This is a genomic window from Levilactobacillus yiduensis (genome assembly GCF_024718525.1).
Lineage (GTDB): Bacteria > Bacillota > Bacilli > Lactobacillales > Lactobacillaceae > Levilactobacillus > Levilactobacillus yiduensis.
The window spans coordinates 1-26,505 of sequence record NZ_JAMXAZ010000004.1 but is presented as its reverse complement, the minus strand read 5'-3'; the positions used below and the strand labels follow the sequence as shown (position 1 = coordinate 26,505).

At 51.4% G+C, this 26,505-nt stretch carries 22 protein-coding genes; 13 read left to right on the top strand and 9 right to left on the bottom strand.

Translation table 11 applies throughout. The features are described from left to right. Positions 1-238: 238 nt before the first annotated feature. From NGM66_RS03380 to add, 4 genes are all read right to left on the bottom strand, one after another. Positions 239-1,096 carry a polysaccharide deacetylase family protein gene (locus NGM66_RS03380; RefSeq protein ID WP_245155288.1) on the bottom strand — a complete coding sequence of 286 codons (858 nt, stop codon included), beginning with the start codon at positions 1,094-1,096 and terminating at the stop codon, positions 239-241. A gap of 60 nt (positions 1,097-1,156) precedes the next feature. Beyond that, complete coding sequence (locus NGM66_RS03375; protein WP_258115385.1) at positions 1,157-1,981, bottom strand: site-specific integrase; 825 nt, start codon at positions 1,979-1,981, stop codon at positions 1,157-1,159. A 357-nt stretch (positions 1,982-2,338) separates the two neighbouring features. After that, on the bottom strand, positions 2,339-2,668 hold the full coding sequence (locus tag NGM66_RS03370; protein WP_208907498.1) for a nuclear transport factor 2 family protein: 330 nt from the start codon (positions 2,666-2,668) through the stop codon (positions 2,339-2,341). A 228-nt stretch (positions 2,669-2,896) separates the two neighbouring features. Further along, entirely contained in the window at positions 2,897-3,934 is a 1,038-nt protein-coding gene (gene add / locus NGM66_RS03365) for an adenosine deaminase (protein ID WP_208907499.1), read from the bottom strand. Positions 3,935-4,597: 663 nt separating this feature from the next. On the opposite strand from add, the gene NGM66_RS03360 reads away from it, so the two are divergent. From NGM66_RS03360 to NGM66_RS03340, 5 genes are all read left to right on the top strand, one after another. Beyond that, positions 4,598-6,541, top strand: coding sequence for an acyltransferase family protein (locus tag NGM66_RS03360; protein ID WP_208907500.1), 1,944 nt, complete (start codon positions 4,598-4,600; stop codon positions 6,539-6,541). A gap of 529 nt (positions 6,542-7,070) precedes the next feature. Then, positions 7,071-7,802 (top strand): hypothetical protein, encoded by a 732-nt coding sequence (locus tag NGM66_RS03355; RefSeq protein ID WP_208907501.1) that lies wholly within the window; start codon positions 7,071-7,073, stop codon positions 7,800-7,802. A 420-nt stretch (positions 7,803-8,222) separates the two neighbouring features. Continuing rightward, on the top strand, positions 8,223-9,134 hold the full coding sequence (locus NGM66_RS03350; protein WP_258115384.1) for a PT domain-containing protein: 912 nt from the start codon (positions 8,223-8,225) through the stop codon (positions 9,132-9,134). Between the two features lie 1,002 nt (positions 9,135-10,136). Further along, entirely contained in the window at positions 10,137-11,831 is a 1,695-nt protein-coding gene (locus tag NGM66_RS03345; RefSeq protein ID WP_258115383.1) for an oleate hydratase, read from the top strand. A 209-nt stretch (positions 11,832-12,040) separates the two neighbouring features. Further along, positions 12,041-12,223, top strand: a complete 183-nt coding sequence (locus NGM66_RS03340) for a hypothetical protein (protein WP_258115382.1) — start codon at positions 12,041-12,043, stop codon at positions 12,221-12,223. A 91-nt stretch (positions 12,224-12,314) separates the two neighbouring features. Here NGM66_RS03340 and lepB read toward each other — a convergent pair whose 3' ends face one another. Then, the gene (lepB, locus tag NGM66_RS03335) at positions 12,315-12,899 is read right to left on the bottom strand and encodes a signal peptidase I (protein ID WP_208907504.1); all 585 of its coding nucleotides are present in this window, start codon (positions 12,897-12,899) and stop codon (positions 12,315-12,317) included. 183 nt (positions 12,900-13,082) lie between these two features. On the opposite strand from lepB, the gene NGM66_RS03330 reads away from it, so the two are divergent. From NGM66_RS03330 to NGM66_RS03320, 3 genes are all read left to right on the top strand, one after another. Then, positions 13,083-13,475: a cytidine deaminase gene (locus tag NGM66_RS03330; RefSeq protein WP_208907505.1), complete on the top strand. Its 393-nt coding sequence runs from the start codon at positions 13,083-13,085 to the stop codon at positions 13,473-13,475. A gap of 824 nt (positions 13,476-14,299) precedes the next feature. After that, on the top strand, positions 14,300-14,650 hold the full coding sequence (locus tag NGM66_RS03325) for a PadR family transcriptional regulator (protein ID WP_208907506.1): 351 nt from the start codon (positions 14,300-14,302) through the stop codon (positions 14,648-14,650). Positions 14,651-14,652: 2 nt separating this feature from the next. Next, positions 14,653-16,092, top strand: a complete 1,440-nt coding sequence (locus tag NGM66_RS03320) for a DUF4097 family beta strand repeat-containing protein (RefSeq protein WP_208907507.1) — start codon at positions 14,653-14,655, stop codon at positions 16,090-16,092. A gap of 330 nt (positions 16,093-16,422) precedes the next feature. Here the strand turns inward: NGM66_RS03320 and NGM66_RS03315 are convergent, their stop codons facing one another. Beyond that, positions 16,423-16,668, bottom strand: a complete 246-nt coding sequence (locus NGM66_RS03315; RefSeq protein WP_208907508.1) for a hypothetical protein — start codon at positions 16,666-16,668, stop codon at positions 16,423-16,425. Between the two features lie 210 nt (positions 16,669-16,878). Between NGM66_RS03315 and NGM66_RS03310 the strand changes: the two genes are divergently transcribed. From NGM66_RS03310 to NGM66_RS03295, 4 genes are all read left to right on the top strand, one after another. Beyond that, positions 16,879-17,421: a MarR family winged helix-turn-helix transcriptional regulator gene (locus NGM66_RS03310; RefSeq protein ID WP_208907509.1), complete on the top strand. Its 543-nt coding sequence runs from the start codon at positions 16,879-16,881 to the stop codon at positions 17,419-17,421. Positions 17,422-17,883: 462 nt separating this feature from the next. Beyond that, the gene (locus NGM66_RS03305; protein ID WP_208907510.1) at positions 17,884-18,174 is read left to right on the top strand and encodes a type II toxin-antitoxin system RelB/DinJ family antitoxin; all 291 of its coding nucleotides are present in this window, start codon (positions 17,884-17,886) and stop codon (positions 18,172-18,174) included. Next, complete coding sequence (locus NGM66_RS03300) at positions 18,152-18,517, top strand: toxin-antitoxin system, toxin component, MazF family protein (protein ID WP_208907511.1); 366 nt, start codon at positions 18,152-18,154, stop codon at positions 18,515-18,517. Before NGM66_RS03305 ends, NGM66_RS03300 begins: the two co-directional genes overlap by 23 nt. A 127-nt stretch (positions 18,518-18,644) precedes the next feature. Next, on the top strand, positions 18,645-19,433 hold the full coding sequence (locus NGM66_RS03295; protein ID WP_208907512.1) for a hypothetical protein: 789 nt from the start codon (positions 18,645-18,647) through the stop codon (positions 19,431-19,433). A gap of 522 nt (positions 19,434-19,955) precedes the next feature. Here the strand turns inward: NGM66_RS03295 and NGM66_RS03290 are convergent. Then, positions 19,956-21,275, bottom strand: a complete 1,320-nt coding sequence (locus NGM66_RS03290) for an MFS transporter (RefSeq protein ID WP_208907513.1) — start codon at positions 21,273-21,275, stop codon at positions 19,956-19,958. 559 nt (positions 21,276-21,834) lie between these two features. Beyond that, positions 21,835-22,356, bottom strand: coding sequence for a DUF1440 domain-containing protein (locus NGM66_RS03285; protein WP_208907514.1), 522 nt, complete (start codon positions 22,354-22,356; stop codon positions 21,835-21,837). 595 nt (positions 22,357-22,951) lie between these two features. On the opposite strand from NGM66_RS03285, the gene NGM66_RS03280 reads away from it, so the two are divergent. Beyond that, positions 22,952-25,216 (top strand): ATP-binding cassette domain-containing protein, encoded by a 2,265-nt coding sequence (locus tag NGM66_RS03280; protein WP_258115381.1) that lies wholly within the window; start codon positions 22,952-22,954, stop codon positions 25,214-25,216. Positions 25,217-25,322: 106 nt separating this feature from the next. Here NGM66_RS03280 and NGM66_RS03275 read toward each other — a convergent pair. After that, a partial coding sequence (locus NGM66_RS03275; RefSeq protein ID WP_258115380.1) for a helix-turn-helix domain-containing protein occupies positions 25,323-26,505 on the bottom strand: 1,183 nt, incomplete at its 5' end.

The following is a 26,505-nucleotide window of genomic DNA, read 5'->3' as shown; positions in this document are numbered from 1 at the left end:
TCTCAACAATGGAGAATTAGCCGTCATAGTTTTGCTTCATAAAGTTAACCCTTAAACATAAAGATTCCCCGGACAATTTCCGCACCAATCAAAACAATCATCGCTGACCAGGTAAGTAATGTTGCGACGCTCCCCATAATGTTGACCTCCTTGTGAACACTTTAACTTTTCCTTCAACTTCATTGTACGCTGAAGCCAAGGTTATCGCAATGGGTGCGCTTACATCGATGCAAATTGTCTACGAATTAGTGCCCTGGATCAACGCCGCGAAGGTCGCTAGGTTCATGCCGGGGATGACGCGTAGCCGCGAGAGGTTGTAGCGGCCCTGAGACAGTTGGGCGATGCCCTCTTGGGTAGTCAGCGCCACGCGATACCCAGCTTGCTTGGCCAGGCGCCGGGTCGTTTGGTCGGCGCGTCCTGCGGGGTAGCACAGCATCTGCGTGTCTTGATCAAGGTGTTGGTCGAGCCAGGCCTTTGAGTCGACCAACTCGTGTTTTTGTTGAGCGGCCGTCAACGCATTTAGGTCCAGGTGTTGGACCGTATGGCTGGCAAAGTCGACACGCCCGGTAGCCTTAAGTGCCCGCATTTGGGCCAAAGACAGGTGGTTAGACTTGTGCGTGAAGCCGGTGATGGCGTTGATGGTGACGTGTTGCTGGTTGCGTTTGAGCGTCGGTAACAGCTTCAGGTTATCCCTGTAGGCGTCGTCTAGCGTGATCCAGACGACCTTCTTTTGCGGCACCGTATTGGTGGTTAGCGCGCGGATGGCCTGGGCGGTGGTCAGCGTTTGGTAGTGGTGGCGTTTTAAATAATTCAGCTCGGCGACAGCTTGTTGCTTGGGCACGCGTAGTTGGTTACCGGTCGAGATGCTGTGATACATCAGGATGGGCAGTTGGAGCGGCTGCTTGAGTTTGACCCACGGCTGAGTGGGCTTGGCCTTGACCTCGGTGGCTAAGACGTCCTTTTTGGTCAAGCGATTGTGTGTGGCTGGTGCCGTCCGAACGTTGGTACGACGCGATTGTGTGAATGCGACCGCGCCAAAGATGATGGCGACCAGCGCCAAACAGCCCGCCAGCAATCCCCATTTTCGTTTCATCATGATTCCCCCAAAATGTAGTCTTAACTATAGTATAAGGGGGTTAAACGAAAAAGCCATAAATTAGTCGGCCCGCTGGCTTAATCGCCGGTAATAGTCGATGGAATCCGGGGGCAAATGTAGCGCCGAAATCACTTCACGGTCGGTTTTCTGCGGGTGGCGCCGGAGATAGTTAACTAAGTAACCTTGGTAGAGGACGGTCGGGCTGAGGGCAAAGCCGACCAACGCCTCGTCCGGCTTCAAATACTTGTGCAGGCCGGGTAATGTCAAATGCGGATCCGCGGCGGCGCGTTGCTTCAAGAACCAATCGTCACACTGAAAACGCTGCTGGAGTGGTAAAACGAACTCGTGGAACTCACGCAAGAAGGTTTGCGCGCTGGCGGACCAAGCGGCGGTGGCGAGTTGGGCGGTCACGCCGGGCTTAAGGAAGCTCTGCACCGGATAGCCGTGCGCCACCAGCAACAGCGTTAGTCGCGTGTAAACGTGGAGACGCCGGTCGGCCAGTAAGTCGTCGAGATCATCGACCCAGCGGTAGTTCAGTGGTTGGGCGGCTTCCTTGGGCTTGCTTTTCAGGTCCAGCGTCGGGAGATAGGGCGTCCAGTTGTGAGAGAACAGAAATTTAAAGTAGACGTTCAAGTGCGACAGGACCTTGTTGTAGGTCTGATTTTGAATTTGCCGGGCGTCGACCAACATCGCCAGATACTGCTCAACGTCTTGCGTTTGTAGCTGGTTGACCCGGTGTTCGCGCTGGTAGGTCGGATTGAAATTCTCTAAGTATTGGAAGAAGTCCTTCAACGTCGCCGTATACTCATCGCGGGTGGCGTCGGCCATGGACCGCTCGGCCAACTGCCGGTTGAAGGCGTCTTGATACGGATAAACTTGGGTCATGGCCCTCCCTCACTTTCTAGAAATTACTTTAACCACAGTATAGCACGAACTGGTCGCTTGATTGCCGCCTACCGTTCGCTAAATATGGGCCGTGACGCTGTGGGTGAGCAACACAAAAACGAGCCTGGATGAGATTTCCAGACCCGCTTGATTTTAAAACTGAGAATGACTTAAACTATTTGTCGCGTTTTCTTGGACGAAAACCGTTCCGGTGGAAACTTAGGGCCAGACAAAATTGCTGGCTAAAGCAACAGTTGATGGTGCCGAAAGATATATCACGACAAGGATAATGTATATCTACCAGGCCCTTACACGCTACAAGTTGCCAAGGACAAGTGGCATGAGGCAATCACAAAATTAGTCGGGCAAAATTTGCACACTTTGAAGCTGGTCTTTCACGACAACCATTTTGAACGGACTGGTACCATTGAAGCCATTGCCAGTAACGGCGAGATTAACGGTCCAGCTATCGTCATCATTTTGTGTGAAGTCAACGAGTTCAAAGTGAGCTTGTTTACCAATATTGTCGGTTTGATTCCATTTGCCGATACCAATGGGTCCGTGATATTCGGTTCCCCAATCATTGAGGATGGCATCAGCGGTAAAGAGCTGAACGAAGCCAGTTGAGTCGGCATTATTAGTTGTGTTAATAAAGCTAGTGATTGCTGCTGGTAGTTTGTGATCCATAAGGTGACCTCCTGAAGTCATTTTTTGGTTGAACTTAGCTAACCACTAGTCGTTATGACTGTCAATTAATATGTCTGACGTTACTTAAAATATTGGCCTATGCCTATTTTGTGCCAGGCACACTGAATTTAAACCACAGGTGGCAAATCGATTGATTACCAGGGACTTTTCTCATGTGGCGTACGGCAGGCGGCCAGTGTCCACAAAATTGCTGACAGAGACAACTGGTTAATCTACCACAGTTTCAGCCGCTTGAACTTTCTCGCGTAACTGGGCCTTTTGAGCTTCTGGAATAAACGCGCCGTCAATGGCATTCAGTGTCAGCTTCTTCAGCAGTGACCAGTCTAAGCCGAATTGGTCGTGCATCTTCATGATTTCGCTGGTCAGCGTCACGTCGGATACGGTGCGGTCATCAGTGTTCAAAGTGACCTTCAAGCCGGCGCTCAAGAACTCAGCCAGCGGGAAGTTGGCGTAACCGTCAACGGCCTTGGTCTGAACGTTGCTGGTCGGGCACATTTCAATCGTGGCGCCAGCGCGTTTCGCTTGGGCGATGGTCGCCGGAAAGCCGCTCATGTGGACGCCGTGGCCGATGCGTTTGGCGCCTAGGGTCAAGGAAACGGCCACGTTGTCGACGGGACCTGCTTCACCAGCGTGGAGGGTAAATGGCAAACCGGTCGCTAAGCCAGCTTTGACTGCGGGGGCCAGGTCGATGGCCGGGTGGTTGTACTCGTCGCCAGCAAAGTCGAGGCCGACAACGCCTTGGTCAGCGAATTCGGCCGCCGTTTGAAAGACGTCGATGCATTCGTCTAGTGGCTGGTCCCGCATAGCGCAGACGATGGCGTTGACGGGAATGCCAAATTCCTTGGTTCCGGCGTGCAGGCCGTCCAGTAAGGCGGCAATGACTTCCTTGACTGACAGGCCCTTGGCCGTGGAGATTTGGGGTGCAAACCGGGCCTCGAGATAGATCAGACCATCTTTGGCGGCGGTGGCGACCATGTCGTGGCCGGCGATGCGCAGCTGTTCGGGGGTCTGCATCAGGTCAGTGACGACTTGAAACCGCTTGAGGTATTGGATCAAACTATCCGTTTCCAGCGGTGCACTGGTTAGGTTATGTAAATCATCGTCGCTAGCTGGCAGTGACGCCCCCGTGACGGCCGCCATTTGCCGCAGGGCAGTCAGGGACAGCGAGCCATCCAGGTGACAGTGCAATTCGACCTTGGGGTATTGTTGGACATTTTCTTTGGTAAAAGGTTTAACGTGGGACATCACAGAACTCCTCCTTCAATGATTAGCTTCTTCTTAGTATACCATGTAAGCGCTTAATTCTCAGTGAAAATTTTCATGCCAACTCTGGCGTTGCGGACAAAATCCAACTGGGTTCGCTGCTCAGCCTGGCTACTCGCCAACAAAACACCCGTTGGCCCACTCGCGTTTGGTCGGTCAGCTTACTAAGCCGGCGGAAGTTGGGCGGCACCAGCAAAATAAAGTTGGCCGATGAACTGAAGCACCAAGCCACCATTTATGGCCCCCGTCGAACAATTAAGGGGTGATATTTCGTGGTAATCGTGCTAATATGTAGGCTTACTGGCACTAAGGCCTTCTCCGGGTTGCCCTTTTTAGTGGTTGGCGGGGGTGCTGGATACATCGGAGAAAAGATGACAAAGATGTCAAATTTTACATTTTGTGAAATTCGCTTAAAATCATTGTTTCAATCGCGCAAACATTATATGATAAGTTTAATTAAAGTGAGGGATTCCTTGGTAGTTCTGGTCTGGACCGCCGTCATAAATTGACGGTTCACAAGTAAATTACCGCTTCACATATCAACAGTCTGGACAATTAGAGCAACTTAATCACTCGGCGTACCACCATTTGGGGGAGTATGACCAGTTTGACAGTTACTGGTTTTTAAGAGAAGGAGCAATGAACATGGATCAATCTTACACGCGGGTCTCGCGAGAGTTTATTCGCGCCCAGCGCGCGGGCAAACGGCGATACATAACCGGATTCGATGGAATTCGGACCTTAGCCGTTTTGGGGGTCATTATTTACCATCTGGCGCCTTCGACGTTACAAGGGGGCTATCTCGGGGTGCCGATTTTCTTCGTGGTCTCGGGGTACTTGATTACCTACCTGCTGATTCAAGAGTGGGACACCACCCATAGCATCAACATTTTGGGCTTTTATGGTCGCCGATTAAAGCGGCTGTATCCGGCGCTAGTCACGATGTTGCTGGGGACCACAGCCTATATCACGCTGTTTCAGCGCAACCTGTTGGCCAATATTCGGGGCACCGTCTTGACCAACATGATCTACGGCTACAACTGGTTTGAAATCAAACACGGTCAGTCATACTTTGACCGCTTCAGTGGCGAGTCGCCCTTTACCCACCTCTGGTCGCTGTCAATTGAAGGGCAGTTCTACCTGGTCTGGCCATTCGTCGTCTTGGCCTTACTACTGTTCTTGCGGAAACGGGCGCGGGCGGCGGCCATTCTGTTAGGCATTGCCATCTTCTCGGCAATCCTGATGGCCATTTTGTACGACCCCGCCAACACGAACCGGGTCTACTATGGGACTGATACACGGATGTTTGCGATTCTGATGGGCACGGCGATGGCCTTTCTGTGGCCGGCGCATAAGCTCAACGCAAACGTGACCCCGGCGCATCGTCTGATTCTGGACGTTGCCGGGGGCCTGTCGCTCCTGATTCTGATTTACATGTTCTTTACCATGAACGGCCAGGCGACGAGCACCTATCGCGGTGGGATGTTCTGGTTCACGGTATTTTCCGGCATCTTAGTCGGGACCGTGGCCCATCCTGGCAGCGACCTGAACCGCGTGCTCAGTAATCGCGTTTTCAGTTATGTCGGGCAACGTAGCTACGGCATTTACCTGTACCAATTTCCTGTGATGATCTTCTATGAATCACGCATCAACATTGGCAATCACCCGCTGTTTCACTCGCTGGTGGAGGTGGCCTTGATCATGTTGGTCACCGAGATCAGTTACCGCTGGATCGAAAATCCGATGCGGCATTACCATTACGGTCAGCTGACCAACGACGTGCGGACCTACCTGCAACAGCCGGGGGCCCACCGTTTGGCCAACAGCCTGGGGGTCGTGGCAGCCTTGTTGTTCGGGTTGACGGCAGTCGGCTTTGTTCAACAACCCGCAGCGGCCAAACCCACTGCACTGCAGCAAACGATTACGGCGCGGCAGGCAGCGGCGAAGAAGAAAAACGAAGCGGCGGCCAAGAAGCAAAAGGCCTTGGCTAAGCAGGCGTCTAAGATCAAGCACGACAAGGCAGTGGCCTTTTCGAAGATGTCCGCGGCTAACCAAAAGACCGCTAAGTATTACTTCTTAACGGCCGATGAGCTGTTGACCAGCCAGCAAACACCACTGACGGCGGTCGGTGATTCCGTCTTGCTCGATGACTCGGGTGACCTGCAGAAGGTCTTCCCGGGCGCCATCGTTGACGGAGCGGTCGGTCGGCAAGCCGATGCGGTCCCAGGTATCTTGAACAGTCTGAGCCAACGCGGCCAACTGGCCAAGAACGTCTTGGTCAATATCGGGACTAACGGCTACGTGACGCCGGATCAGGCGGACCAAATCGTTCATGCCATCGGTCCGGATCACCAGATCTTTTGGGTCACGGCTCACGTGCCAACGCGCGAATGGCAAAATTCCGTCAATAATCGGATTGCCAAGACCGCAGACCAGTACAAGAACGTTCACGTGATCGACTGGTACACCAAGGCCAAGAACCATACTAGTTGGTTCGTCAGCGACCACGTGCATCCGAACGACCACGGGAACCGGTACTACACATCACTGATTGCCAAGACGATTTTCAAGGTTAATCAGAAGAAGTAGGTTGCCCATGCGGTGCCGTGGCGGCGAATCAAGCTAGTAAAATTGAAAAATATAGTGGCTGACAGATGTCAGCGAAGGGGTCCGGGACAAATGTCTCAGGCCCTTTGTTTGTGCCTCCGAATATCTGGTGTTGAAACCTGCGACAAAAGGCAGCTGGTTCCGCTTAAAACTGATAACCAAACAATCCAAACCCAGGATTATTCGGTTATCAGCCTTAATGCTCGCCAGCTGACCGCCTGTTGTCCCACTCTCTTTTTTAGGTCGGTGGGCTTACTTTGGGTTTCAAAATGAGACGTCTAATTGGGGACCGTGAATCGCCCAAAACACTGACATATCGGGCACAGTCGGCATGTTGGTTGTCCATCTATTTTGCCCGTTAACGTTAGTTGGTTTAATTTACAACTGGGGGTCGATTTTCGCGGCTTTTACGTTGTTTGAGGAGATTATTTCGGCCCGGCCCAGCGTGAGCGTGCTATGATACACGGTGAATTCAGAAATGGATTCATTTAATAACACAGGGGGAATCGGTATGATGAAAAAATTAGCAATGATTGCGGCAGCTGCGGCCATGGTATTACCTTTAGGTTTAGGGGCAATTGCACCAGAAAAAGCGGAAACAACGGCATTTGCGGCTACTAAAGTGGCAGCTAAGAAGACGACACTGACCTTGCTCAGCAGTCAAAGTCTCAAGAAGACGGCCTATCACGTGAAGAGTGGTAAGCCAGTTCTGTATAGTGCAGCCTTTGCGGCAGACAGAGCGAAGGTCACGTTGGCTAAGAAGGGGACGTTAGCCACTGGCAAGACTTACTACGCCACGAAGAAAATCGTTGTCAAAACCAAGGCAACGAAGCGGGCTGCTGCCAAGAAGGTGGCGTACGCTTACATCAAGAGTACCAATGGTAAGGTCAAAGGCTGGGTGGCTTGCAGCAAGTTAGTTGCAGGTAAGGCAACCGTCACAGCAAAGGCCGCTGACAAGATCGCCAGCAAGACCTACACGTTGGTCAGTGCCAAGGCAATCAAGAAGGCTGCTTACCACTTTAAGGGAACTCAACCGGCTGTCTTTACCGGCAAATTTGCCGCAGACCGGGCCAAGGTCACGTTGACCAAGAAGGGGCTCTTACCAGAAAGCAAGACCTATACGGCAACGAAGAAAATGACCATTAAGAAGAATAAGAAGAACGTGAAATACCTCTACATCAGCAAGCAAGGCTGGGTTAAGGCGTCAACCTTAACTGCTGGCAAGTTTATGGCGGCTGATTAGCGTTCGGTAATGGTATGTGAGACAACGGTGGCTAGCTGATCACCCTTCGTCCCACGTTTCGGCGATTTAAGATTGAGATACAAGAGTCTGGGGCGTTTTGCCCTGGGCTTTTTCTTTTGAACTGAGTTTTGGGAAAATGACCCAACCGACAGATACTGTCTTATCCCCGGTATAACAGTATTTGTAAGACGAATTTCGTGTAGTGACTGTCCCAGTATGCTATCCTAAGAAGCATCGAGTTGACGACCCAATTCAGGTCAAGATGATGCAATACGATCTGTTGCAATAGCTGTCAGATTGCGACTGTCGGGTGCAACGTTGCTAAAAGTAGGAATCAACGCCCACAATACGTAGAGATTATGCTATGATAATATTGTTTCAGTTCGAAATTATTTAGGATGGAAAAATGGAAGAGGGAAAATGATGAAAAATGCAAATTTTTGTCCACACTGCGGGGCTAAATTAGCAGCGGGGATCAAGTTTTGCCCCAAGTGTGGTTACCAATTAACGGACGAATCGGCGAACCAAGATAACCCGGTGCAAGCGCCGACTGACGCGGACAAAACCACGCAATCAGCACAACCAACGGGGAGCATGGCCAGCAACGGCGGCTTTTCAGAACGGTTAGACGCGATGGTCAACTGGGTGGCAAATAACTGGGTAACTGCAATTATTATCGTTGCCGTACTGTTGCTCTTTACGCTGGTGACACGGGCAATGTTTTATAATATTTGGTTAGGCGTCATTGCCTTAATTGCGGTTTTAGCTTGGCTATACAGCATAGCTTGGACGCATGGCAGTGGGGCGACCGGATTTGAACAAAAATTACGGCACACGGCTAAGCAGACGGCCAAGGCGGCTAACGACAAGGTAAGCTCACAACCGGCCAAGCAAGAAACGAAGGCAGCTACTGCTTCAAAGCCGTCCCCTCAGCCACAGATGCAACAAGCAAGTACCAATACACAAGCTGCGGTGGCGGGTCAAGCGACTGCGCAACCAACTGCGGAACCAACTGTGGAACCAATTGCACAGCCAACCGCGCAACCAGATGGTCAGAGTACGGGAAACACCGTTTATATTCAGCAGAGCCAGCAACAGAGCAATGGTCTGGGGACGGCCGGCTTTATCCTCGCTTTGATCTCACTGTTTACTTCCATTATTCCAATTGTGGATTGGGTGGTCTGGTTCTTAGGGGCCCTGTTCTCATTTATTGGGTTATTCCGCAAACCGCGGGGCTTAGCCATCGCCGGCTTTGTCATCTCGTTTATCGGCGTCATCATTATTTTGACCTTGGCTGCCACCATTGCGGGTATGCTGGGAATCATGATGTAAATTTGATTGATTGGTGTCATGCCAATCAAAAAAGCTTGCGAAATCTATCGGGATTTCGCAAGCTTTTTAAGTTTCTTTTTCACCAGACTCTGGCGTAACGTAACTAAAGGTTGCGAGTGCAAAAACACCTGATATTACTCAGCTGACAAGGATTATGAATGTTAAATTAGTCCACACCGCCACCTGCGGCTGTCAGAGATTCCGGTAGCTATGGGGAACGCCGGTGGCCTAAGGAGCGGTCCGCCGACTCGGTTTGAAGCTTGACTAACACCGTCAATCTCCAAACACGTCCCACGCTGTAAGCTGAGGAAATGCGCTCAGCTAACACCGTTGTCACAGCAGCCTTCATCTCTGACCTCCTCTGGTTACGTCGGTGATTAACCACAAGATTAGCAGAGAAATCGCTGAAATGGCAATGTTTAGCCACATTAGTGGACAACCTGTCACGTAGCCGTGAGTGAGCTAAATTTGGACTCAGCCGTGGGAGTTTGCAAGTGGTCTTCTTGGAAACTGGCGTCTTCGAGACGTGGCTTTCGGCTCGAAGCGAGGTTGAAGACCGCACTTTGGCTTCGACCGGTCCTTCCCACAGCGTCACGGTCCAAATTTGGCGAACGGCAAGGCGGCCAGTACCGAACACATGACGTTCAAAGACTAATTTTGCCGTCACAAACTCAGATGTCATACTGAATCTGGCTACTGTCAAGCTGGTAACCTTTAGCTGGCGTAACCTAATTACGTGTAGTCAGCACGCCACTATGCTATCCTAAAAACCAATTCAGTTGGCTACCAAAAATTTTAGGATTATTGCCCACTGAAGCTGGTGAGTGGACTACCCAATTTACCGTAAAACAATGTAACACGACCTGTTGCAATTGCCGTCAGATTAAGGTTTCCTAGCGTTTCTTAGAAAAAGCTAATTTTAAAAGTAAACGCTTTACAATGCATGACAAAGCAAGCATAATGGAGTCGTAAACGGCACATGAATCTACGGAGGTGTTTTTGATGGTCAAGACAAAAGCAGTAATGATCGGTGCGGGTTTAGCGAATATGGCCGCAGCGGTTTACCTGATTCAAGAATCCCATTGGAGCGGTAAGCAGATTACGTTCTACGGGGTCGACATGCATGGGGCCAATGATGGTGGGACAACCAGTGAATTCAGCGATGAATACTGGAACAAGAACCACCCACTGGACAACCGGACAGGTTACGTTGCCCGGGGCGGCCGGATGCTGAATTACCGGACTTACGTTGATTTGATGGACTTGCTAGACCGGATTCCTTCTGCGACTGAAGAGGGGATGACGGCGGCTGAAGATACCCATGATTTTGACGCCCACCACCGGACCTTTGACAAGGCACGGTTGTTACAAGGCGGCAAGGGCATCATCGACGGCGGTAAGATGGGGTTGAACAATAAAGACCGCGTCCTATTGTCCAAGTTAGTCCTGATGCCAGATGAAGAGGAAACCAAACTAGATAACATCACGATTTCAGAATACTTCAAGGACGACCCACACATGTTCCAAACCAATTTCTGGTACATGTGGGAAACGACTTTCGCCTTTAGAATTGAAAGCTCCGTCCAAGAATTACGGCGCTACATGCATCAAATGATTTATGAATTCACGCAAATTGAACACTTGGTAGGGGTCAACCGGACCCGCTACAACCAATTTGAAAGTATCATGTTGCCATTGATCAATTACCTGAAGGATCAAGGGGTTACCTTTATTGACAACCGCATCGTGACGGATTGGGAATTTGCGGACAGCCCGCTGCAAGATGAAATTACAGTCACCGGGCTCCACATCAAGAACCTGGAAACGGACACCGAGGAGCTGGTCGATATTGACGACGATACGGCTGTCATCTTCACCAACGGCTCTATCACCGACTCCGCAACCATGGGCGATTACGATACGCCAGCGCCAGAAAACATGGAATACGGCATCAGTGCTGCGCTGTGGAAGAAGGCCACGGAACGCTTCTACAACTTGGGGACGCCTGACAAGTTCTTTAACGACCGCAAGAATTCCGAATGGGTCAGCTTCACATTGACCACTAAGAATCACCTGTTGTTAAATGAAATCACACGGATCACGACCCAAGTTCCGGGGAACGCACTGAACTCCTTCCTGTCCACGACGCCAATCACGCCGCTGGGCCAAAAGGATGTCAACATGTCCATCGTGGTTCACCACCAACCACATTTCACGACCCAAAAGCCAAACGAATCGGTTATCTGGGGCTACTTCCTGTATCCACGGCGGACGGGTCAATTCGTCCACAAGCAATACATCAAGATGACTGGGAAGGAAATGGCGCAAGAACTGATTGGACAATTGTCCAAGGTTGACCCAGGACCAGTCAACATCAAGAGTAAGGAACCGGAAATCATGGACAGCATCGTCAATAACATTCCGGTCTACATGCCATACGCGTCCGCCCTCTTCAATAACCGGGCCAAGACCGACCGGCCAGAAGTCATTCCGGCTCATTCTACCAACTTGGCCTTCACGGGTGAATTCGCAGAACAACCTTACCAAATGATCTTCACGGAACAAAGTGCGGTTCGTTCGGGTGAAATTGCCGCTTACCACTTCACGGGCATTTCGATGGATAACTTGGTCGATACGCCGCGGTACGACAAGGACCCGAAGACCTTGCTGAAGGCTACTAAGAAGATGTTTAGTTAAACGTTAGGGGTGAAGGCCGATTGGTGAGGCAGTCTTCCTTGCGACATGCACTCACTTGATTACTGTGGGCACAGCGCCTTTGCCCTGGAAATGAAAGAACCAACCTGAATTTTGGGGTTGGTTCTTTTTTTCAGAATACATTGCCTTATCGACATTTGAAGTATATAATTTGAAAACGTTCCGGGGAGGAAACAACGCAATCGTTGATCTTGAGTAAATACTATCACGAGCGAGGCCTAACGCCGATTGAAGGTGTGGTTATGATAAGTAAAGAGGTGTACGAACAATTGCGTGAATTAGAATATTTACAAATGACAGGAACCCTTGATACTGTCCTTAAGCGCATGGCAGATGAAACCAAGGCTGACTTTGATGATCGGGATGCCTACTAGGCGGATAAGTCCAAATCAAAATTAGTTTAGCTGAAAAAAAGATAAACGCCCGTCACTCAGCCTTAATCGGTCTGGGTGGCGGGCGTTTGGGTTACTTCGCTAAATCATTCACATTAAGTCGGTGTTGCTTGGTTCCTTGCCAGAACGGCACCTTGACCACGCCCATGACTTTTTTGGCGTTGACGTAGCCCCAGGCGCGACCATCTTCTGAAATACTGCGGTGATCGCCCAGAACGAAGTAGTGGCCCTTAGGCACGCGACTTCCTTGGTAATGCCAGTTGCCAGCCTTGGACAAGCTCTTTAGCGACCAGTTGCCGGTGCCGCTGGTCCGTTCAGCCTGGCTGATGAAGGATTGGTCGATTTTGTGGTGATTGACGTAGAGGACGCCATTTTTACTGACGACCTTATCGCCAGGCAGACCAATCACCCGTTTGACGTAGTTGGTGTTTTTGGCTGCCGTGGGGTCCTCACCGTACGCATCGAAAACGATGACGCTCAGGCGTTTGAGCTTTAGCGGTTTGATGGTAAACATCCGCTCGTTGTTGACCAGGTTGGGTTCCATCGAGTCCCCCGCGACCTTGACCACCTCGAATAGGTAGGTCCGCACTAGTAAAACCAAAATGACGGCCACCAGTATGGGGATGATCCAACTCATAATGCTCCGAAATATTCTCATGATTATGTATGCTCCCAATTGATTGTTGACGTGAGGCTAGTGTATCACAGTCCATCGACGACTTTGCCAGTTTAGCTAAAAGTTAACAAAATAACTAGAAAGTTTGTGCAAATGGTAGCGTTTTCATTGAAATTATGTAACAATAGGAGACGTAAACCGTTTTAACAAAAAGGAGGAAACATCATGGCAGACAAACAAGAACTACTGAAGGTGGCCACGGCGATGCTCGACAAGGCCTACACCCCTTACTCACACTTCCACGTCGGAGCAGCAGCGGTCGGGGCCAGCGGCAAGGTCTACGGCGGATGCAACATCGAAAACGCTTCGTACGGCGCCACCAACTGTGCGGAACGGACGGCAATCTTCTCCGGTATCGCGGCGGGTGAAAAGCACTTCGCAGCCTTATTGGTGACCGGAAACACGGATGGGCCAATCGCCCCTTGTGGCATTTGTCGGCAAGTCATCGCCGAGTTCTTCGACGCCGATGCGCCCGTCTACCTGACGAACCAGAAGGGCGCCTTCACGGAGACCACGGTCGAAGGTATTTTGCCTGGTGCTTTCACGGATCTGAAGTAACAGTCACATTTCGTTAAATACTTAGCATTTGCAGCGGTTAGCGAGTACCAGGCTAGCCGCTTTTTTGACGTGGACAGGGGATGGTGTGGACTGGCCGCCTTACCGTTCGCTAGAGATGAGTTGGAACGCTGAGGGCGCCGGTTCAAGCCAAAGAGCGGTCTTGAGCCTCAAGTCGGAGCCGATAACCCCCGTCTCCAACTTGTCAGTTTCCTAAGCGCCGTGGACCTTGCCGCTAAGGGAACTCCCACAGCTGAACTCATCTCTAGCGAACTCTCGGCTACGAAAGCAGTTGCCCGCAACAAATAGCGGATGCTCACGACGCCATGCTGTAGCCGTCAAAACTCATGTGAGTCTGTGGTCCTGCTGAGCGACAATGCCACTACTTTAAAAAAACGGTGACAGTCGGTCTCTCAAGATCATTACGAATATCGGTGAGATTGTGAACCAGCCCGACTGTCGTGTGAAATACGCTTATTCATGTATTAGTTCAGGTACGGGTCAAGTGGCTAGTATTGACAATCGCTACCGTAGCCGAGAGTTCGGCAACTATGAGCTCAGCCGTGGGAGTGGCCTTAGCGGCGCGGTTCACGCCGGTTAGGGCACTGGCGTCTTTGAGACGTGGTCTGCGGCTCAAAGCGAGGTAAAAGACCGCCCCTCAGGCTTTTGCCGTCCGCCCACCGCGTTCCAGTCTCATAGTTGCCGAACGGTAAGGCGGCCAGTTCACACCATGTATCAAGAAAAGATACTATTTCAAACAAATTACTTTGACACGCACAGTAGTACGTGGTACAGTAATATCATCGAAAAGCAAAGGGAGTGGCACCATGGCTGAGGTTATTTCCAAAGATTTAATCCGGGGCCATACGGATACGATTATTTTAAACATTCTCCAACAAGGCGACAGCTATGGTTATCAGGTGGCCAAGCAGGTCAAGGCGTTGAGCCACGGGCATTACGAGCTGAACGAGGCCACGTTGTACACGGTCTTTCGCCGGCTGAAGAAGAATGGCGCGCTGACGGACTACTGGGGGGATGAATCCCAGGGCTCGCGGCGAAAATACTATCACATCACTACGGCGGGCCAAGATCTGCTGGCGGCCAACACGGCGGCCTGGCAGGTGGCCAAGCCAATCATTGATGATTTAATCACAGGCAAAATCTCTGAGGGGGACTAATTATGGACGATATCACGATGGAAATTCGGACGCGGCTGGATCAATTATTCAGCCAATACCAGCCTTCACGGGCACTGACGGAATTGAAAGAAGAATTGGTGGGCGACTTAACAGAAGCCGTCACGGATAAGGTCAATCAAGGCCAAGACGCTACGGCGGCCATTGATGCGGCAATGGCGGACCTGGGCGACATCGACACGCTGCTCAAGGAAGTGGCCGCTGACGACCGGGACGCGACTGCGGATGAGAAGCAAAACGAGGACCAAGATGTGGATTCAGATGTGGACCAGGATGACGACTCACGGGTCCAAATTGGTAAGCTACAGATTCACGGCGACAAGGTCAGCTGGGGTGACCACGTGCTGGTCGATGGCGAGAATGATAAGGTGGACTTTGGCAAATTGGTCCAGGTCGATGGTGACCACGTGCGGGTGGCCGATGGCTTAGTCGACGTGGACGGCGACGATGTGAAGATCAATGGCGAGAATCCGCGGCGGACCTTCGTTGAGTCCCTGCGGTTGGTCAATACCCAGTCGTTTGCGGTCACGGACCTGAGTCGGTTGGAAATCAACTACCGGGATGCGGCGGTCAAATTGGGCCCGGCCAACGCCGATGAGATCGTCATCAATGAGTATATGAGTCGGGATAACGCGCGGTATTATTTGCGGGCCAGTCGCCATGGGAATCTCCTGAGCGTCAAGCAGGGGGACCGGCCACGGCTATGGCCATTACACGCTCGCGCGGAAATCTTTCTACCAGCTAAATTAGCCGGGCAAGTCAGCGTTCACGTGGGCAACGGCAGTCTGGAAATCAGTGATCTGCGGGCCGCGGTGGCCGTGGATGCACACGCCAGCAATGGCAGCATGCGGGCATTTGATGACCAACTGACGCGACTGATCATGCACTCGGCCAACGGCGCCATTCGGTTAGACCAGGTCACGGCTGACCAGTTGGCCTTGGACAGCAAGAACGGGACTGTAATCGCCAAGGAAAGTACCGGGACCGTGCGGGTCGAATCGCACAACGGGACCGTTCGCTTGGTCGACCATACCGGGAACGCTGATATTCGCAGCCATAACGGGGCCATCAAGTTGGATGGGGTCACCGGGGATGTCCAGGCGGCGACGGCCAACGGTGCCCTGCGTGGTAAGAGCCTGAACGGTGGCGGCCGGTACCACACCGACAACGGGAGTGTGAATCTCCAATTCAGTACCCTGGCACAAGACGTCCAGGTCGATAGCCAGGGCGGCAGTACGACCCTGCAGATGCCGTTACTGACGGATTATCAATTTGACCTGAAGAACCGCAACGCCAATCTGCGGGTCCCGCAAGAAGCCAAACTGAGTCTTAACGATGAACATCACAAGGTGGGAACTGTGGGGGAAGCCGCGACGTATCATGTCCGCGTACACGCCAACACAGGAAGCATTCGCTTGAGTTAAATTTAAAGTAAAAGCCTATCACAGTCAGTCTTATTGACGGTGGTAGGCTTTTTGTATCGCAATTGGTTTAGACAGTTCAATTAAGTATCCTATATAACTTTCTAATTGTTACCAGTTCACTGAAACTGTGGTCAATCAAATCCACTAGAAGGGGTTATAATCAAGGTAGACTAGGACTAACTTAAAAGGGCTTTTCGGCCAATTGCGGATTGACCGAAAAACCAGACGGTGAAACAAACCAAAGCATTTTCAGTGAATTGTAAAGAAAATGCTAGCAATTTAGCAAAAAAGGGTTTATTTTTTGCTGAGGAGAGGCGATACTAGAAGAAGCTACTGTTGCGGATTTTCATAAAGGTACCACCAAGACTGTGATTGGTGTAACTTGACCTGACGCACACCGGTGAGGGGTAACTCCCGGGTGCGACCGGCGGATAGTCCCAGGAAAACAGTCGTGGCGGATAGGTAGTCGACGGTTCCCGTATAAGTAACGTTATTGAATATTAGCGTGGTCACCTGATTGTTTTGGTAGGCCAGCTGGAGTAGGTTTTTAATTGATTGACTGACACGTGGCATCATGAGATCACATCCTTAATGACTGAGATTAATTTCATTATAGAACACATGTTCTAGTTTTGAAAGCCAATTTAAAACATTATTGGATAACTTGATTTCATGGTAAAATGTACGGAGGGTTGTTCATTTCGTCTGTCGGCCCCGTGATGGTAGGCAGAAATGAATGAAAATGGCAGCGCCTGGCGCTGGACTAAAAGGAGTAATGGACTGATAATGACAGAATCAACTAATGAGGCTGTAACTGAAGCAGAACTGAAAAAAGAATTTGACGATCTTTACATGCACATCTTCAAGTATATTGGTGACTTTGTCTCCATTCCTACGCAAAAATACAACTTAACCTTTGAGGCCTTCATGGTCATGGATAACGTGGCTCGTAGTAAGAACGGCCAGACCTTGGTTGAATTGGCTAAGCTCGAAGGCGTCTCCAAGAGTGCCATCGCACGTCAGGTGAACGTATTGTTGAAGGAAAATTACGTGATGCAAAAGGTTGACCCTAATGACCGGCGGGTGAAGTACATTACCTTGACGGCAGCCGGCAGCCGGGTTCAACGTAACTTATCTCAGGCGACTGACGAACGCTTCCACCGTTGGTTAGAATTCTTTGGCGGCAAAGACGAGGCCGAACGCTTCATCAAGGTCTTACACCGCGCTAACGAACGGGCCGTGGCCGCTGGCTTCGTTGGGTTCGACAGCTTGCACGACAAGCGGCGCAACTCCAACCGCAGTCGTGGTAGTCACACCCACGCGGATTAATTTGATTGATTGTTTCGGGAAACGCTGGCTGTTTAGGCTAGCGTTTTTTTGCGCTTGTAAGTATGAACTGGGAAGGATTAGGTGATTAAATCCTGACCAGATAATGGTTTGACTGCTGAGATTAGCGAAATCAGCAGCCTCCATCAGCCAGCAATTCCGCCTGCTATGGGGAACACCTCCAGACTGAAAAGCGGTCTTCCGGTTCGCTTGAAAGCCTGGCAAAGTTCGCCAGTCTCTCAAGTCGTCCCGCCCAGTAACCTGGCCAAAAACGCCAGCTAACTGGACCGACATAGCTGGCCCCATTGTTGGCTGACTCCGGCGGGCGGCGGATAGCGCGTACCGTGTCGTAGGCGATAATATTTGAGTATAACTTGGTAGTGATTTAATAGTGCATTATCAGTGATAAATCACTACTATTTGATTATAATAAGGACAATAGTGATGGTAAGGAGTGAGTGAGCAATGGCGACCAAGGATGATTCCAAAAAGAAAGTTCAGATTAACGTTGACCGCGAGTTAGCGGACCAGGCACAACTGGTTTTTGATCAGATTGGACTGAGCCAGACCAGCGCACTAACCGCGTTTTACAAACGCGTCGTGGCAGAGGGCGGCATGCCATTTGAACTGAAGATGACACCACGGCAGCGGCAAAATTTGGCGTTGGATGAGGCGCTGGCAGACCTGCCCGTGGCCGATTTGACGACAAAGCCCGCTTTAGAGGAATGGCTGAATGACAAAGACCAAGATTATTGAGCGTAACGACGTGGTGGCCGTCTATGTGGCATTCACAGATAAGCCAGGAGGCAAGCGACGGCCGATTTTGGTGATTCGCTTCGTTGGCGACAACGTGTATTTCTTTTCGTTGACGAGTCAATATGCCAACAAATCGGCAAGAGTCAAAGCCCACTACTACCCATTGGTGGATTGGCGCCAGACCGGCTTGACCAAACCAACCTATGTGGATGTCGGACGACAACGCGTAGCACGCGTGGCGGACCTACAGAAAATCGTGTCGATTGGTCGGCTAACCTTACGAGATCAACGCGGGCTGACTGAATTTGTGGTGAACTGGATTCGGCAAAACCGGTCGGACTAATAGAAAATAGGTTTGAGAAACGCTGGCGATTGTGCTGGCGTTTTTTTGCGCAGCGGAAAGCCTTAAATTCGGGTATAATAAGTAAAATTATTGACGGTGGCAATCCGCCAGAAAAGAGTTTAGGTGAATGAAAAGGAACGTAATCGTGGGTGCTGTTATCTTGGCATCGTTAGCTTTGAGTGCTTGTGGCCAACAGTCTGGCAGTCGCCAGCAAAATTCTAGCGAAAAGGACATTGCGTTTGGTCAAACCGCCAAGCCACGCGCTTGGTATATCGTGCAGAGCCAGCGTCAGCCACAAGCCAGGATGCCGCTGGAGGCCATTGTGATTACCCAAAAGGGGCGGGCATTGGCGTTTCAGGTGCCGAAGTCGTTGACGCTGGCAACCGCCGCTAAGCTGTCGATCGGCCAATTAAAACGACAAGGGCCGGTTTGGGCCAAACAGGACTTTCGCCAGCAGCGGCGGGCGTTGATCAAGACAACGCAAGCAGAATTAGCTGCAGAACAACAAAATTTGAAACGTAATCAGAACGCCACTGTGGTGAGCTATGCGACGATCAAGACCGACCGGCGCGTGATTGTCAATGCGCGTCGCCGGCTCGCACGACTACAGCGGACCAGCTTTAAGCAACCTAGCCCGCAGCCATTTTCGGTGAAGCGACACGGTCGTGAAGAAGCGCTGCACGTTGCCGCCTATGACTTTGTGAAATCAGCCACTGGGAGCGACAATCAGGCATACACCTATCGGCAAACGCAGATGACACCGATTCCTTACACGCGGACGTCGGAACACGCGGTGCGGATTGGCGCAGCTACTTTTGGCTACTACCGCGGGGCACACGCCGGCGCCTTTGACTACGCGCTGACGCAAGTAAACCGTGGTGCCAATGTGACATTTGATGCGTCACCCAAAAGATGAGGTTGAACGTAGAATCAACGCGTTGATTCCCGGAAAAACAGTGTTCTGTTCGTTAAGATTGGTGAAACCAGAAGCCTCCGGCAAGTTGATGTCTTTCAGTAACATTGTGTTGGCCGGAAGTTGAGTGACACGTTAACTGCTACCAAGGATTAAGTCGATTATTGTTGGCAAGCACTCCCGTAGCTGGGAGTCTGCCAAATATGAGCTCAGCCGTGGGAGTTTCCTTGGCGGCGCGGTTCATGCCGCTTAGGGAACTGGCGTCTTTGAGACGCGACCTTCGGCTCAAAACGAGGCCGAGACCGCTTCTCAGGCTCGGTCCGGTCCGCCCGCCGCGTTCCGGCTCATATTTGGCGGACGGTAGGCGGCCAGTAGTCGCTACGAAGATGTAACCAACAAAAGAGTCCGTTCATAATCACCACAAAACCGGTGAACTAGGGAACGGACTCTTTTAAGACTTTCTAAAGATATAGTCAAATGGGTGATTAATTGGTCATGAATTTCGTTAGTACCAGTAGGGCACCGTTAAGCGTCCTTGATGGTGGCTTGCAGTTCCTTTTCGTTGTAGAACCACAGGACGATGAACATCACGACGTACAGGACCAGTGGAATCCAGGCGTAATTCAGGATGATGGTGTGTTGGGTCGCTAGGTTCTGGGAATGGTTGGCGACGTAGCCGGACATGTGTAGCAGGCCGGCCGTGATCAAACCGCCCAGGCCGAGACCGACGTTGACGCCGAAATCATCCGTGGAGGCGAGGATGCCTTCCGCTTGAATCCCCAACGCCATGCCGTAGCGGATCGTGTCGGCAATCATGATGGAGACGAGCCCGATAATCAGGCCGCCACCAATGGCATTTAGCAAAATACCAATGAACAGGATACCAAGCTGATTGGTCGTGACCCCCAGCGACAAGATGAGTTGCCCCGAACCGGCCACCAGAATCCCGCGTTGCATGGTGGCCTTCTTGCCCCAGACGTCGGCGCCCCTGATGATCAGGACGACGCCAATCAGGGCCGCGAAGGTGAAGCTATTGGCCAGTGGCACTAATTTTTCACTGTGCTGGATGTATTTGAAATAGTAAATCGTGGTCTGATTTTTGATGGCCGTGGTCAGCCAGTACAGCAGGATGACCGTGGAAATCACCAGCCACGGCTTGTTTTGCCGTAACATCTTGCTGACGGCGGACCAGGATTGGTGCGACTTCTCGGGATTGGTGAACCGCTCACGCACGTGGAAAAAGGTGTTGAGGATCAGCACCAGCGAGATCAACCCGAAGAGCACGATGGTCAACAGAAAACCTTGTCGCTGGTCACCATGACCGAAGAAGGCGACTAGTGGCAGGGTGAAGACCGCCACGATAATTTGCACGGCACTGCCACCGAACTGGCGGATCACCCCAAGCAGGGTCATTTCCGATTCATTTTGCGTCATGGTTGGCAGAATCGACGTGATCGGCAGGTTGACGGCCGTGTAGAAGAAACCTAGTCCCAGGTAGGTGACGTAGGCCCAGACGAGCTTGCCGGTGCCGCTAAATGGCGGCGTCACGAAGGTCAAGATGGCAAAGATGACGTATGGTAGCGCGTACCACAAGAAGAACGGCCGGCTCTTGCCCCATTTGGAATGGGTCCGGTCGATCATGAGGCCGATAATCAGGCTCTCCACCACGTCGGCAAGGCGCGCCACGATAAACAGAATCGCGGCGGCACTGGCGGATAGGCCGTAGACGTCGGTGTAAAAGAAGAGCAGGTAGGTGGTCATCATCTGGAAGACCAGGTTGTCAGCGGCATCGCTGAGGCCGTAGCTGATCCGCTCGGGCCACTTGGTTTGCCAAGGCTTGTTCAATAGGTATTCCCCCTTTGATTCTGATGGGTATGATGGGCTTAAATGGTGCGGTAGTTGTCCGCCTCCCGCGGCGCGTCAGATGCGTCGGAACGCGGTGGGCGGACGGGTCGAGCCAAAGGTCGGTCTCGACACCTCGTCCTTGAGCCGAAATGCACGTCTCAAAGACGCCAGTTCCCTAACCGGTAAAGCCCACCGCTAAGGGAACTCCCACGGCTGAACGCATCTGACGCGCCGCTCCCGGCTACATGGTGGTTGACCAACCCCATAGATTAAAACGCTGAATTCGTAACTGATGGCCAATCGTGGGCTAACACAAGAAACTGTGGACACCACCAATCTGCCGGAGGAGGCCAGGGATGGCGCCAGCTGTGTCGACGGTGTTGGCAGAGGTTTTGTCTCTGCCTACAGCGTGGGACGACTTGAGAGACTGACGGTTTTTGTCAGGCTTTCAAGCGAACCGGAAGCCCGCTCTTGGGCTGAAGGTGTTCCCCATAGCAGGCAGAATCCCTGGCAGCCGCAGGCACTGGTTTACTCACGCCGCGGTAGGCGGACGGGGCTGTTAGTGACGCCGGCTTTCCTGCGTCAAGCGGCGGTAGACTTCGGCGCCGACTAGGTCGTTGGTGACCATCCACGCGATGTGGCCGAGGGCTTCGGAGACGTGTTCTTCCTTGGGCTGGTCCGCCGCTGCTGGTACGGTGCCCATGGCTGGCATGATGCCCAGGTGAAAGGCAATCCAGATGGCCAAGCCAAACCAGGTCCCGGCGTCCTTCTTCACGGCCGGAATCTTTTCACCGATGATTTGGTACAGAACGGCAAACGTGGTCGAGAAGCCAAAATGGATGACGTAACTGACCCAAGGCAGTTGATGGCCAGAGTAGGTGTAAGTTGCGTGAGTCACTTTTTTGGGAATGCCAAATTGTTCCAGCAAGGTCTGTGGTGGGTTGGTCGCATCGCGCGCCGCAGTCCGCGGTGGCAGGACGTTTTCCCAACCAAGCTTGACCAAACCAGAAACAATCCCCGCGGCCCCGCCAGCGATGATAGCTGCGGGCAGATTGAGGGGATGACGTTTAAATAAAGACATAAAGAGTTGCCTCCTTTAATAATTTCTACATTCCAAATTATAGACTTTTACCACCGGTTTGGGGAACGTTTTGATTGTGGAATTGCATACAAATTTTTGGTCGCTGGATGCCGGTTATATAGTCTGGACTGTCCGCCTCCCGTTCGCCAAATATGGGTCGGAACGCGGTGGGCGGCGGGACGAGCCAAGGAGCGGTCTCGTCTCCTCGACTTTGAGCCGAAGACCGCGTCTCAAAATCGCCAGTTCCCTAACCGGCATGGACCGCGCCACTAAGGGAACTCCCACGGCTGAACCCATATTTGGCGAACTCCGGCTACAAGGATTCCTAACCAGCGATTGCTTGGGTCCTTAGTTACAGCCTACAGACAACTTTGATTGACACTTCTGTCACTGATAAGCACCATCCCGCCGGAGTCGGCCAGCAGGTGGAACTGCTGGCTGGCGGAGGTATCTGGTTTCGCAATCTTTATGGTCGGAATTTAAGACCCTAATCATACTTTCTACCAGCAGTGGGTGCGCCATTCCCCACAAAAAATTAGAGTATGGTAAGGTGGACTGGTAGTGTTCACAACGAAAAAACGAGAGGGGTACTGGGATGCAACCAACATTTGAAAAAGGGTTTATCGAGATCAAAGATGCCACGCAAAACAACTTGCAACACGTTAACTTACGCGTGCCCAAGTACGAGACCACGGTGTTCGTCGGCCTGTCGGGGTCGGGGAAATCGTCGCTGGTGTTCGACACGATTGCGGCGGCCTCACGCCGGGAATTAAACGAAACGTTCCCCAGCTTTACCCAACAGTATTTGCCTAAATACGGCCAGCCGCACGTCGGCGACATTGAGCATCTACCAGTGGCCATCGTGATTGCGCAGCAGCGTTTGGGCAAGAACGCCCGCTCGACGTTGGCGACCTATACCGGCATTTACTCGCTGATGCGGCTGTTGTTTTCCCGGATCGGTAAACCGTTCATCGGCTATTCCGACACGTTTTCGTTCAACCTGCCACAGGGGATGTGTCCCGCGTGTCAGGGCCTCGGGTACGTCGACGACATTGACGAGTCCAAGCTGATCGACCCGGAAAAGTCGCTGAATCAGGGGGCCATCACGTTTGTCAGCTTCGGGCCGGATACGTGGCGCTGGCGGCGTTACGCGACCAGCGGGTTGTTTGACGACGACAAGCCCATCAAGGACTATACGCCGGAAGAATACGAAATGCTGATGCACGCGCCGCAACAGAAGCTAGACCATCCTGGTGAAGGCTTTCCGCGCACCGCATTGTACGAAGGCGTGGTGCCGCGAATTCGCCGGTCGGTGATTGGCAAGAAGGAAGCCGAACATCACCGCGAAGCCATTGCGGAAATCGTGACCCGCAAACCGTGTCCCGTTTGTCACGGCACGCGGCTCCGGGCGGCGGTCTTGACCAATCACATTAATGGTAAGAACATCGCCGAGGTCACGGCCATGGACCTGCGCCACGTGCTGGCGTTTTTACAGGGCATCACCGAACCCCTGGCGACCGATGTCGTGCGGGAGTTGACCACCAAGATTCAGTCACTGGTCGATATCGGTCTGGGGTATTTGACGCTCGACCGGGGGACCAGCTCGCTGTCCGGTGGGGAAGCGCAACGCATCAAGATTGCCAAATACCTCACCAGCGCGCTGGTCGACATGGTCTACATTTTGGATGAACCCAGCGTTGGCCTGCATCCCCACGACATTCAACTGGTCAAGCAGGCGTTGACGCGGTTGAAGGACAAGGGCAACACGATTCTGGTGGTCGAGCACAATCCGGCGATGATTGACTTTGCCGATTACGTGGTCGAAATGGGACCGCTGGCCGGTCAAGGCGGCGGGACCGTCACGTTTACCGGGACCTATCCGGAACTGTTGGCGTCGGATTCACTGACGGGCAAATGGTTGCGGCAACCGCATCACTGGGGCACTGAACGGCAACCGACCGGGACGTTACCGTTGCGGCACGTGACCCAAAATAACTTAAAGGACGTCGACGTTGACGTGCCCCTGGGCGTCATGACGGTCATCTCCGGGGTCGCTGGTTCCGGGAAATCCTCGCTGGTCACCGCACTGAAGAGCCAGCTCAAGGATGACTACATCGATTTGGCCCAAGCGCCGGTCGGCATCAACATTCGCTCCACGCCCGCCACGTATCTGGGCATCTTGGATGGCATCCGGAAGTTATTTAGCGATGCCAATCATCGGGTCGGCACCAGTCTGTTCAGTTACAATGGCAAGGGGGCCTGCCCGCGGTGTAAGGGCAAGGGCGTCACGATTACCAACATGGCGTTCATGGACCCGGTCGTGCAGACCTGTGAGCTGTGTCATGGAAAACGCTACAGCGACGAGGCTTTGCAGTACACGTACCAGGGTAAGAATATCGCCGAAGTCCTCCAGTTATCAGTCAAAATGGCCAAGGATTTCTTCGCTGACACGCCCAAATTAGCCAGCCAACTGAACAATCTGGACCGCGTTGGCCTGGGTTATTTGATGCTGGCCCAACCCCTGACGACGCTGTCGGGTGGGGAACTCCAGCGGTTGAAATTAGCGGTCGAACTCGGCAAGCAGGGGACCGTTTACCTGTTGGATGAACCCACGGCCGGCTTGCATTTGAAAGACACGGCGCGCCTGTTGAAATTGTTCAACGAACTGGTCGCCGCCGGCAATTCCCTGATCATCATCGAACACAACCTCGCCGTCATCAGCCAAGCAGACTGGCTGATTGACGTCGGCCCCGACGCTGGACGTTACGGCGGCCAGATTCAGTATAGCGGCGTCCCCCGCAAGTCAGTGGACGTGGCGGATTCACGGACTGGCGTGGCGTTGAAGCAGTGGATTGGGTGAAAATTAGTTTTTAGATGTCAAAAAAATAGTAAATATTTGAAACAATGGGTATTACTTAGCCATTTGACCAAGTAATACCCATTGTTCTTCTACTAAGTTGAGGTTGTTAATCTTGTGTATCTAGTAAATTTAGAACGGTTGCAATGTATAATAAAAATTTGTCATTTGTTTTTTGATAATCTAGCCCTGTCTGCTTCCGAATAGTTTGGAGACGATAGCGAATTGTATTTGGGTGAGTGTATAGTTTATCGGCAGTATTTACTAAAGATTCGTTTTCACCAAAATATGTGAATAATGTTTGACGTAGCTCTTTTTTCTGTAAAAGTCGATCGAGTCTCTGGGGATAAAGCTTCTTTTCATGATGTTGATGCAATTCGCTAATTATTCTCCACAAAGATATTTCATGATAATAGGTTAAACCGTTTTCTTGATTGAGAATCTGAGACATCTTAAGGCTAAATTGTGCCTCATCATATGCTTGGTTTAAAGCTTTGGCACTGTGCAAGTCAGAGATACCTATGTGAAAGGCCTTGCTCAGTGTTGGTATTGAAGATTCTAGAGAGTGAAAGTCAATGTCATGGTGTCTAATTACAGCTCTATTATCAGCCGCAAGAAAGATAACAATCGTTGCTCCCTTTGCGTTTTCTAATAAGAAGTAAGTTAGAATACGTGTCTGCTGTTCCCAACCCGTTAAAATGGCGCGAAGCTGGCTGAATAATCGGAAGAGTGATTTAAATCTGCTAGGAAGTTTAGTAGGATGGGAGAAACGCAATTGGATGACGCGAGCTGACTCTTTATAAAGATCAATATCTTTAGTACTTGAAATGAAGTCGAAGTCTGTATCCGAAATGTGGTGCGACTTTAATATGTAATTTAAATCTAAATCAATCATATGATCAATTTGACGATCATAAAATAAAAGTTCATTAACATCATTCATTACTTGTAAGTAGTTGGTTTCTACTTGGATACTAAATATTGGAAATTTTATATGTTTTGCGTGAGTAATAAGAAAGTGGGGTGCGTGATACATACCGGAGCGAGGCTTGATGATTAGACAACAAGCGTTGAGTCGAGATAGTCGATCAAGTAGTGTGATTAGCTGCTCCTCAGATTGGGGAAGGGTTTCAGAGTTGGTTAGCAGAATTTCCCCACCTTGGACCCATTTTTCGACCCGAACATCTTCCATGATAGTGATGGCAGATACTGGACGAGTGTTTAAATAATTATGTGTAAATAGAAAAATAAGCAATTGAAAAGGGAAAGCCTCTCCCTTATGATAGTTAGCA

Bases quoted from the DNA above. Each gene is read 5' to 3' on its own strand.
- NGM66_RS03315 (WP_208907508.1), bottom strand. From the start codon at position 16,668: ATGATGCCACGTGTCAGTCAATCAATTAAAAACCTACTCCAGCTGGCC.
- lepB (WP_208907504.1), bottom strand. From the start codon at position 12,899: ATGAGAATATTTCGGAGCATTATGAGTTGGATCATCCCCATACTGGTG.
- NGM66_RS03355 (WP_208907501.1), top strand. From the start codon at position 7,071: ATGATGAAAAAATTAGCAATGATTGCGGCAGCTGCGGCCATGGTATTA.
- NGM66_RS03300 (WP_208907511.1), top strand. From the start codon at position 18,152: ATGACAAAGACCAAGATTATTGAGCGTAACGACGTGGTGGCCGTCTAT.
- NGM66_RS03310 (WP_208907509.1), top strand. From the start codon at position 16,879: ATGACAGAATCAACTAATGAGGCTGTAACTGAAGCAGAACTGAAAAAA.
- NGM66_RS03305 (WP_208907510.1), top strand. From the start codon at position 17,884: ATGGCGACCAAGGATGATTCCAAAAAGAAAGTTCAGATTAACGTTGAC.
- NGM66_RS03350 (WP_258115384.1), top strand. From the start codon at position 8,223: ATGATGAAAAATGCAAATTTTTGTCCACACTGCGGGGCTAAATTAGCA.
- NGM66_RS03295 (WP_208907512.1), top strand. From the start codon at position 18,645: ATGAAAAGGAACGTAATCGTGGGTGCTGTTATCTTGGCATCGTTAGCT.
- NGM66_RS03325 (WP_208907506.1), top strand. From the start codon at position 14,300: ATGGCTGAGGTTATTTCCAAAGATTTAATCCGGGGCCATACGGATACG.
- NGM66_RS03280 (WP_258115381.1), top strand. From the start codon at position 22,952: ATGCAACCAACATTTGAAAAAGGGTTTATCGAGATCAAAGATGCCACG.
- NGM66_RS03285 (WP_208907514.1), bottom strand. From the start codon at position 22,356: ATGTCTTTATTTAAACGTCATCCCCTCAATCTGCCCGCAGCTATCATC.
- NGM66_RS03380 (WP_245155288.1), bottom strand. From the start codon at position 1,096: ATGATGAAACGAAAATGGGGATTGCTGGCGGGCTGTTTGGCGCTGGTC.
- NGM66_RS03320 (WP_208907507.1), top strand. From the start codon at position 14,653: ATGGACGATATCACGATGGAAATTCGGACGCGGCTGGATCAATTATTC.
- NGM66_RS03345 (WP_258115383.1), top strand. From the start codon at position 10,137: ATGGTCAAGACAAAAGCAGTAATGATCGGTGCGGGTTTAGCGAATATG.
- NGM66_RS03375 (WP_258115385.1), bottom strand. From the start codon at position 1,981: ATGACCCAAGTTTATCCGTATCAAGACGCCTTCAACCGGCAGTTGGCC.
- NGM66_RS03360 (WP_208907500.1), top strand. From the start codon at position 4,598: ATGGATCAATCTTACACGCGGGTCTCGCGAGAGTTTATTCGCGCCCAG.
- add (WP_208907499.1), bottom strand. From the start codon at position 3,934: ATGTCCCACGTTAAACCTTTTACCAAAGAAAATGTCCAACAATACCCC.
- NGM66_RS03370 (WP_208907498.1), bottom strand. From the start codon at position 2,668: ATGGATCACAAACTACCAGCAGCAATCACTAGCTTTATTAACACAACT.
- NGM66_RS03330 (WP_208907505.1), top strand. From the start codon at position 13,083: ATGGCAGACAAACAAGAACTACTGAAGGTGGCCACGGCGATGCTCGAC.